The organism is Lysinibacillus sp. fls2-241-R2A-57 (genome assembly GCF_030209535.1).
In the GTDB taxonomy this organism is placed as follows: domain Bacteria; phylum Bacillota; class Bacilli; order Bacillales_A; family Planococcaceae; genus Lysinibacillus.
This window is the reverse complement of record NZ_JARVRU010000191.1, coordinates 1-8,374: the sequence shown is the minus strand read 5'-3', so window position 1 is coordinate 8,374 and position 8,374 is coordinate 1. Positions and strand designations below refer to the sequence as shown.

Sequence of the window (8,374 nt, the reverse complement as noted above, 5' to 3'; positions counted from 1 at the left end):
GTGTTATTCTTGTTCAAGAGAGATTCCTCATTTCGTAATTGTTTGTGTGGTAACTTACATTTTACATGAGAATCTCTCTTTTTGTATAATTTTCATTGGAAGAAATCGGATAATCAACACGCGTGCTATTTCATATGTCAATTTCACAGAGTGGTCTATCATTAATTCTCCATTATAATTTTTTTTTAAAAAAACGAACCTTTCCATATGGTAAATCGTCCAGTTATTGGTAACACCTAATTTCTAAAATACGAGGAGAACTAATTATGAAAAAACCAATTAAAAAAACTTGGATGATTGCTTCAGCACTTACAATAGGAATGGCTGTGCTAACACCACTTCAAGCAGGAGCTGCATCAGTAGAAACATCAGAAAGCAGCAGTATTACTGTTCAACTAGAACAAAAAATTACAGGTACTATTAAAAAAGTCTACAGCGAGAGCGATGGAATGATCCTTAAGGGAATTGATGGTAAAAATTACTTCATCAGTTTAATTAAATTTTCAGATGAGCAATTAGAAAAAATGAACTTAGTAGAAGGACAGGAAATTTCTGTAGAAGGTAGCTTAGCAGAAGATTATTCAGACTTCTACACGTTTGACGTATATAAAAAAGGTTTACCTAAAGAGGTAACACAAGAAGATTTAACAAAATTAGAAAAAATGTTTAATGAAATCAAAAAGCTAAGAAAAGAAGTGTCGGCTGAAATAGAAAAAGAAGCGACTGAAGAAGAGATTGAAAAGAAATATGAAGAAATCGAAAAAATTTACAAAGAAATGGATAAAATCAGAAAGCCATATATAATAGCTAATTGGCAGCCACAGTCATTTGAAGAGTATATGAAAGATTTTGGATTTAATGAGGCAAATATAGTTATTAAAGAAAACGATAACACTCAACTTAAAGCTATCTACGAAGAATGGATAAAGCTTGAGAAAAGTGACGAGGAAGAAAAGGCTAATGATAAATATAAAGAGTTTTATAAAATCCTTGGACCATATTTAGACGAGCTAAATACACCAGAAACATTTGAAGAATTTATGGATAGCTATAGGGAATTCACGGAATTAATAGATATCCCCGCTGAAACTTTAGCCAAACTAAAAACTCTTCATGGGGATTTACAAAAAGCATTAAAAGATGAAAATAATGAGTTGTATGATAAACTACACGAAGAATTCTATGGACTCTTAAATCAGTTCGAAAAGCCTCAAACATTTGAAGAATACATGGCTGACTTTGAATTCGAAGTGAGTGAAGCAGATAGCAAGCAATTAAAACAGCTTTATGAAGAAATCTTAGCTCTCGATGAAAAAGAAGAACAAGAAAAAAGTAAAGAAAAATGGGAAGCACTTTACAATATATTAAACCCATATTTTATAGCAAATAAAGAAATCCTTATCTCTGCTTCTAAAGTGACAATAAACGGCCAAGACTATCTTCCGCAACATTAACCAGGGAAAATTCGGGGTTATCCTAAAAGTCATTAAACAATGATTCAGGGATTAACCCCTTTCTTATCTTCGCACAATATATCCTCTCTATGCGCTTTTTCTTCCACAGCATATGATTTAATCGACTTACTATTTAAACGCTCGACAGCTTTACTTTAAACCTCAAACAAAAGTTCCCTCTGTCTCTTTACTTCTTGAGCTAACTCTTGGATACTAGCAATTGATTCTGGTGTTGCTTTTTTGAATTTAAGGATTAATATTTATGCTGATATAATTAATGCTTCACAGACTAATTTATTTTATTTATTTTATTAAGAAAAGTCCGCGAACTTTACATAGCTCATGGACTTTTCTTTATTGCTATAATGATTCATAAGTATTCACTCAGAATTCTTGCTACTAAAGTACATGGCAAAATTGTTAAAATACCACTCTCTTTTTTTACTAGTTGCTTATGTCCTTCATTATATCCCATACAATCTAAAATAATTAGATCGACCCGGTAATCTTTAAGGTATTGAGCGGCTGCTTTAAAGTTGCCATAATCATATGGTGAGGCAACAGTAATAGTTATATCATCCGTAATATCCTTCCATTTTTCCAGCATCGCTTCCCGCTGTTCTTCTAACGGGACGATTAACCCTATCTTCTGATGTTTGACCATTGCAGCAAGAACTTGTGTTACTATTCGATTTGGATAAAAAATAGGCTTACTACTTTTTAAAGTTGGAAAATCATCTGTACATAGTATAACGACGCAATCAACTTCTTGTTCTAACTTTGATAATTCATCTTGTAATAACGGTAATAATTTTCTTCTACTTATTCTTATCGATCTGCCATCACGCAATCGCGAAACATAGATATTCTTTTCTTTTTTCGGAATAACTTTTAGTAATTGCGCTTCGTCTAAGGAATCTAATGCTCCCCTTTCCACAATTTTAATATTTCCTTTAAACATTTCTTTAAATGTTGGTGTAATGTCTGAACGAGGCGATTCTCCGATTGTTAATATACCGACTTTATTCATTTGTAGTCACTCCTAAAGTTTGAAGATATGACATGGAACCGTATAATTTATTCAAATGCTGATCTAATACATCTAAAATCGTTAATGTTTGTTTTAATGTCATATTTACACCTCCACAATCTTTTTCCCTTTTATCAGCTTTACAACTTTCTATAATAGTAGCAGTATTTTCCTACCCTCTTAAAATTTATAAGAATTTTCAGTCTCTTTATTCTAAATAAAAGCTTACCCTTTTTGACGTATTACCATTTTGAAAAAAATATACTTCTAGCGTCTGAAATATCTAACGGTCCTAAAATTTTCTCGACATATTGCAATACTTGTTCTTGATTTCTTAAGGTAATTATAAACGAATCGTATGTTTCAAAGTATAGTAATTTTTCCGTATATGTTCAAATATATCGGAACACTCATCCGATAAACAGGTAAAAAAGAACTACATTAAATACGACAGCTTACAAAAACAGTAGACAAAATCTGTCTACTGACTGAATGCTCTTATCTATGTCTCTTGATGATTATATCGTAATTTTAGCCCTTTTAACCGTCACTTCGCTAATTTTATCTTTCATTTCAGCGAAACTCCCCGAAAAATTAGACAAGGGGCAGCCTCGCATTTGCGAAGCCACCCCTTTAGTATTTAATAGGTAACATTTTTCGTAAATTGTAAAGTCTCAACCCAATCATCTGGGGAATGTTATCTTGAAACAGAATATGTTTCATCACCGCGGTAAAATTCCACTGTGTGCTTTCTAACTTAAGCAACGCAAACCCAACCTTCTTTTGCGTCCTTGCAGCCCCAAAGCATGCGCCAGTGTGAATAAGTATCCTCAAAAACAGAAAGCAGAATGCCAGATTACGGAAACATGCCACCTAAAATAGCACGATACATATTATACTACAATGTATTTAAAAAGTAAAGCTTTCGTTTCAGATTACCAAAGTATAAAATTTGAACATTCAATATGATACCCATGTTGCGCACACCACAAAAGTTCTCACAGTCGTATACTGTTGTACCTTTGCCTAAGCCACCTGTATATCGCATTTCATTCTAAACTCCACTGTTTCTCTTTTCCAACAAATCAGACATTTCGTCTATATCCATCTCAAACATCACCGCATCTTGTGTAATAGAAGCAAAATAATAGGTAACTTTTTCTGCGCCATATTCTTTCTCTAACTTCAACCACTTTTCAGTTGGTAGCAGACAAAAAGCCAAAGTATCTCCCCCGAGTGAATCCATATACCAACGAATTTGATATTTCGGAGCAATAAAGTCCTGAACAGCTTTCAAGGTTGTGTCCCTATCCGTCCTTTCTTCATCATACGGGATCGCTTTCTTTACCTCATCTTTTATCAAAAAAATATCAACGCCCCTTGGCTGATCATTTTCAATAATCTCAAATTCTATAAGATCTTCTTCAAGTAAGAAATTGTTAAAATATTCAACAATAGAATCATCAAAATCTTTCCAATCAACCCAAACCAATACTTCGCTCTCCCAAAAACTTTCTTCTTCCACAGATGGATTTTTCAAAAACAGCTCGATTTCCTCATATAATTGGCTCATACATATCCCCCTAAAATTTTAACTTTCATTGCTCAAAGATTTATAAAATTTTTCCACCTCAACAACATTTTCAGGCAACCCTGACACTTGCCCATCCCCAACCTCAATAATTATCCATCTACCATCAACGGTTTTCCCTATATCGATGGAGAAAAAGTTACTGTTTAGCTGACTAGCTAACGTAATAAATCCGTCCAAACTGGGTGGTTCATTATCATATGTAACCTCTTCCCAGTAATCCAACAATTGTAATAGTTGACGATTGTAAAACATCAATCTATATTCTCTCGACAACGGCATACCACTCTTAGGGTGTTCAGCCACCTTCTCTAATGGAATAAATTCTCGAAAGACAAGCCCACCATTGAGATCCTGCCCTTGTCTCTCAATAAAATTTTTAACAACAAAATCAAGCTGTTTTTTATCAGACGCATCAGGAATAAAACACGCATCTTCCCACTCATGCTTTCTTGATTTCACATAGTCCTTAATTAGGATCGGTTGATGATGAAATTCAGCAACAACCTCGTAGATTGTATTGTAATCTTGATGAACAGCCTCTATGTCAATCCATTTACTTTTAGGTGTATAATCTTTAATAACATGATAGGCGTTCGGAAAATAATGACATGTAACGTAATGCGATGGACTGTTAATGAGTTTCAAGTTTTTCTTTAACAATCCTTGATATAACTTCTCATAATTTTCAGGACTCAACATCCAGCCACGGTATATGACCGTTTCCAGTGTATGTGAAGGCTCAATTTGACGCAGTGCCTGTTGAATTTTATGATCCAATATATCCTCAAGTTGAATTAAATCAACCTTAAACCCAAGCGATTTCGCTGTATTCATTTCTAATTCATAATCAACATCAACAGATCGGTTGTTTAAAGGATCACTACAAAAAAGAATTCTCATGGCTATCCCCTATCCTCCTCGCAAAAAATCGTACCAAGAAAATCGATGTGGAATGTATCATGGGTGACAGTTGAAATTTGCCCATCATAATTAACATCGTATAACAAAATTATCGTATTGTATGGTTTGGATAGTTCATTTCCTACTTTTGAAATAAATTCACCTTTAAATTGTTCTGAATAAGAAAAATCATCATGTAGTAATTGATCAAGTTTAGTAGAAAATGACTCATAATAAAGTGCCTCACGAAAATCCTCATCAAAGGTGAATCCAAAGTCATATTCAAATTGATTGTAAAATTCATCATAAAGCTCTTTCAATTCAACTTCACACGCTCGGTTTTGATTTTGTGGCAGGAAAAGCTGCTCTAGCTTTTTGGAGAATTCTTCATCTGCCTCATCCTCACGCTGGTATACCGTCGTAAGATAGTTATCAAGCTGTTCATTATTTTTAAATCTACCAGCCCAAATCGATACATAACCGCTATTTTCCTCTGAATAGTCGAAAATCACTTTATCACATCCTTTTTTAGAGATACATCAGGTATTTCTAGAATAGATTATAGCTCCTCCTGAACCCATAATCATTAAATGATTACCTGATGGAGAAAAACCACATTTAATCGGGGCATCTAAACGACCTAAATCAATTGCAGTTGCTCCTTCTAAATATTGGTGATTTGCTTTAAAAGCATTTTCGATGATGACAGTTGCTCGAGGCCACCATGGATAAATGACTTCAAGCTGCCACCCATCGTTTGTTACATGAATACCGTCGCCAGCTTCAAAGCCAAATATCATTATTTTTTCCTTAGTACAAGGTATATTAAAAAATAAATTATCTTCACTAATACTGTCATAAGTCATATTAGCATCATAATCTCTATGTAGACGAGTGCCTGTAATTGGCTCAGTAATGCTGTATCCTGAACCGCTAATCAGAACAACTTTTTCTTCTTGATCCCATCCACACGCAAATACGCCAGATGCAGGAATAATTGTTTCATGTTCCCACGGATTAGGTGGTTTCGTAAGTTCCATTGACTGTGCCTTTTTTAGTAAATCAAGTTCAAACGATGTTCTTATTTCTTTAATTGATAATGACATATCTAGACACACCCTTCTTCCCTAATTAAAATTTTTCTACTATATTAGTAGTACATTTCCTGATTTTTAGAAAATAGAACATCCCAATAAATCAACAGTATAATACTGTTTCATATTACCATATTTTGAATTTTAGATAAAAAAATAGAGGCAAGTCCAAAATGAACAAGCCTCTTTCAATAAAAATACTTCTACACATTCAGAACACCGTAATGAAACTTCGCAGTTGTTCTTTTATATTGTTGAAAATGATATTTGGCAAACCATTCTGAACGAAAATGAGCCTTTAATACGACCCGTTTTCTCGCCACTCGTTTCGCTTCACGTACCCACTCATCCGTTAATGTTACATGTTCCCCAGCTACACGTAATGCCTCAAAATTTTTCGCTTCGTCAATAATCTCTTCAAACATCGGATCCATATACACAACATCAAAAGTATTGTCCGATAAAGTCTTTAAATAGCTAACCGCTTCCGTCTTCACCACTTCAATTTGGCGCATACATGCAGTTAACGGCAGCTCAGTCGTATCATAGGATTGCATCCCCTGCTCAACAATAAATGCCACATTAGGATTCGCTTCCAGCCCAACAACCTGGCCCGCTTCACCCACAGTATAAGCCGCCAGCATAGCATCCGCAGCAAGCCCCAGCGTACAATCAAGTACCGAATCCCCTTTTTCAAGCTGTGCCGCTTCTAAAAAAGGCTCCATTTCCCCACGAGCCACACGCTTTAAGCGAAAAGCTGCAGAATTTGGATGGAAGAAAAACGGCTCTTCTGCATCAAAAGCATAATATTCATAACGATTTTTCCCAGCAACTATCACATGCGCATGCAATTCCTGAGAGATTTTCCGAACAGAACGCTTTTTCCTTGGCTCAAACGAAGTATCTAATTGTTCACATGCAAAAGCAGCGAGCGCCAACGATAAATCGTCTGGTCTGCCCGCTGTCGTAACAATGGTTATTACTTCTCGCATGTTTGCTCTAAAACACCTGTTAAATGTGTAACAATCTGCTCCACAGGGAACCCTTCAATTTGCTCGCGCGGAATGAAGTAAGCCAATTCCCCATCCTTTAAAATTGCCATCGATGGTGAACTTGGTGGCACATCCTCAAAAAAGCTACGCATCGCAACAGTCGCCTCAGGATCCTGACCCGCAAAAACAGTCACAAGATGATCAGGCTTAACCGCCTCCACTGCCTCACGAGCAGCCGGACGCGCCAACCCAGCCGCACAACCACAAACCGAGTTAATCACAACCAACGAAGTCCCCTTCGCCCCCGCCATAAATTCATTCACCGCATCAGCAGTCGTCAACTCCGTAAAACCAGCCTCCACTAACTCCTCACGCATCGGCTTCACTACCTGCTTCATATATTCATCGTAAGCGTTCATGCTTTTACCCTCTTTCATATGTATTCGCAAATGTTATTATATCAAGGTTATTCACGAATGTACAAAGACTTGCCTTTTGCCTGATTTCATGCGTTTTCGAGGGAAATGTGACTTTTTCGTGATTTTGGTGACTTTTTTGTGTAACGGTGGGTCGTTTGGTCGATGCTCGTTACACACCTAAAAAATGGGTTTTAATCCATACTAAGAATTTAACAGTTACTAAATTAATAGATTAAAGTTATCACATCGGAGCAGATGATTGTGTTTTGACAAGTATAAATTAATGGGAATAAAAAAAGCCCAGTCTTTATACTCTAGGTACTGTCACTATAGTTAAATAAAGTAAATTGAATTGAAATAAATTAATCATTAATATCGATATTCAATTTCAAAATTTACCAAAAATATGTTATAACGGTAATTAATCGGATGATTTGTAGGAGGTGTCAACGTTTTATGACTGAGGAAAAAATAAAAAAATTACAAATACCATCCACTATTATTTTGGTTTTACTCGGTTTATATATGTTACTTAGTGACAATATATTAGTATTCCCATATTTTTTGATTTTACTTTCTCTTAGTTTATTTTTGATTAGCTTGCGATTATATTTTAAAAAATATAATCTAATTATTCTCTCATTTATTATAATCATTTGTTTTATTCTGATTATAATAGCATTTCAAGATATTTTTAAATAATTGAAAAAGGAGATTATATTAATGAAAGTTGCAAAAAAATTATTATTTTTATTAACTTTAATTGTTTCATTTACGCTCACTAGCGTCGCATTAAAATAATTCAATGCATTTACAAAAACTGAATTTTCTGTAATATGGTCTATGCATAAAAAAATCCTTTATAATGGTTGGGCGGTAGTAAACCATCCA

General features: G+C 34.8%; 8 protein-coding genes. 1 reads left to right on the top strand and 7 read right to left on the bottom strand.

The window, feature by feature from the left end:
* Nucleotides 1–266 precede the first annotated feature (266 nt).
* Nucleotides 267–1,454 carry a hypothetical protein gene (locus QRN68_RS23590; protein ID WP_285399632.1) on the top strand — a complete coding sequence of 396 codons (1,188 nt, stop codon included), beginning with the start codon at nucleotides 267–269 and terminating at the stop codon, nucleotides 1,452–1,454.
* 370 nt (nucleotides 1,455–1,824) lie between these two features.
* On the opposite strand, the gene QRN68_RS23585 is transcribed toward QRN68_RS23590, so the two are convergent.
* The 7 genes from QRN68_RS23585 to QRN68_RS23555 form a co-directional block, all read right to left on the bottom strand.
* On the bottom strand, nucleotides 1,825–2,484 hold the full coding sequence (locus QRN68_RS23585) for an AroM family protein (protein WP_285399630.1): 660 nt from the start codon (nucleotides 2,482–2,484) through the stop codon (nucleotides 1,825–1,827).
* 1,054 nt (nucleotides 2,485–3,538) lie between these two features.
* Nucleotides 3,539–4,057: a hypothetical protein gene (locus QRN68_RS23580; RefSeq protein WP_285399629.1), complete on the bottom strand. Its 519-nt coding sequence runs from the start codon at nucleotides 4,055–4,057 to the stop codon at nucleotides 3,539–3,541.
* An 18-nt stretch (nucleotides 4,058–4,075) separates the two neighbouring features.
* Nucleotides 4,076–4,978, bottom strand: coding sequence for an ATP-grasp domain-containing protein (locus QRN68_RS23575; protein WP_285399627.1), 903 nt, complete (start codon nucleotides 4,976–4,978; stop codon nucleotides 4,076–4,078).
* Nucleotides 4,979–4,980: 2 nt separating this feature from the next.
* On the bottom strand, nucleotides 4,981–5,490 hold the full coding sequence (locus QRN68_RS23570; protein ID WP_285399626.1) for an immunity 22 family protein: 510 nt from the start codon (nucleotides 5,488–5,490) through the stop codon (nucleotides 4,981–4,983).
* Nucleotides 5,491–5,517: 27 nt separating this feature from the next.
* The gene (locus tag QRN68_RS23565) at nucleotides 5,518–6,084 is read right to left on the bottom strand and encodes a hypothetical protein (RefSeq protein ID WP_285399624.1); all 567 of its coding nucleotides are present in this window, start codon (nucleotides 6,082–6,084) and stop codon (nucleotides 5,518–5,520) included.
* Nucleotides 6,085–6,275: 191 nt separating this feature from the next.
* Nucleotides 6,276–7,064, bottom strand: a complete 789-nt coding sequence (locus tag QRN68_RS23560; RefSeq protein WP_285399623.1) for a class I SAM-dependent methyltransferase — start codon at nucleotides 7,062–7,064, stop codon at nucleotides 6,276–6,278.
* Nucleotides 7,052–7,483, bottom strand: coding sequence for a BrxA/BrxB family bacilliredoxin (locus QRN68_RS23555; RefSeq protein WP_285399621.1), 432 nt, complete (start codon nucleotides 7,481–7,483; stop codon nucleotides 7,052–7,054). Before QRN68_RS23555 ends, QRN68_RS23560 begins: the two co-directional genes overlap by 13 nt.
* Between the last annotated feature and the right edge of the window lie 891 nt (nucleotides 7,484–8,374).

Coding starts and splice junctions, on each gene's coding strand:
- QRN68_RS23590 (WP_285399632.1), top strand. CDS start 267: ATGAAAAAACCAATTAAAAAAACTTGGATGATTGCTTCAGCACTTACA.
- QRN68_RS23585 (WP_285399630.1), bottom strand. CDS start 2,484: ATGAATAAAGTCGGTATATTAACAATCGGAGAATCGCCTCGTTCAGAC.
- QRN68_RS23580 (WP_285399629.1), bottom strand. CDS start 4,057: ATGAGCCAATTATATGAGGAAATCGAGCTGTTTTTGAAAAATCCATCT.
- QRN68_RS23575 (WP_285399627.1), bottom strand. CDS start 4,978: ATGAGAATTCTTTTTTGTAGTGATCCTTTAAACAACCGATCTGTTGAT.
- QRN68_RS23565 (WP_285399624.1), bottom strand. CDS start 6,084: ATGTCATTATCAATTAAAGAAATAAGAACATCGTTTGAACTTGATTTA.
- QRN68_RS23560 (WP_285399623.1), bottom strand. CDS start 7,064: ATGCGAGAAGTAATAACCATTGTTACGACAGCGGGCAGACCAGACGAT.
- QRN68_RS23555 (WP_285399621.1), bottom strand. CDS start 7,483: ATGAACGCTTACGATGAATATATGAAGCAGGTAGTGAAGCCGATGCGT.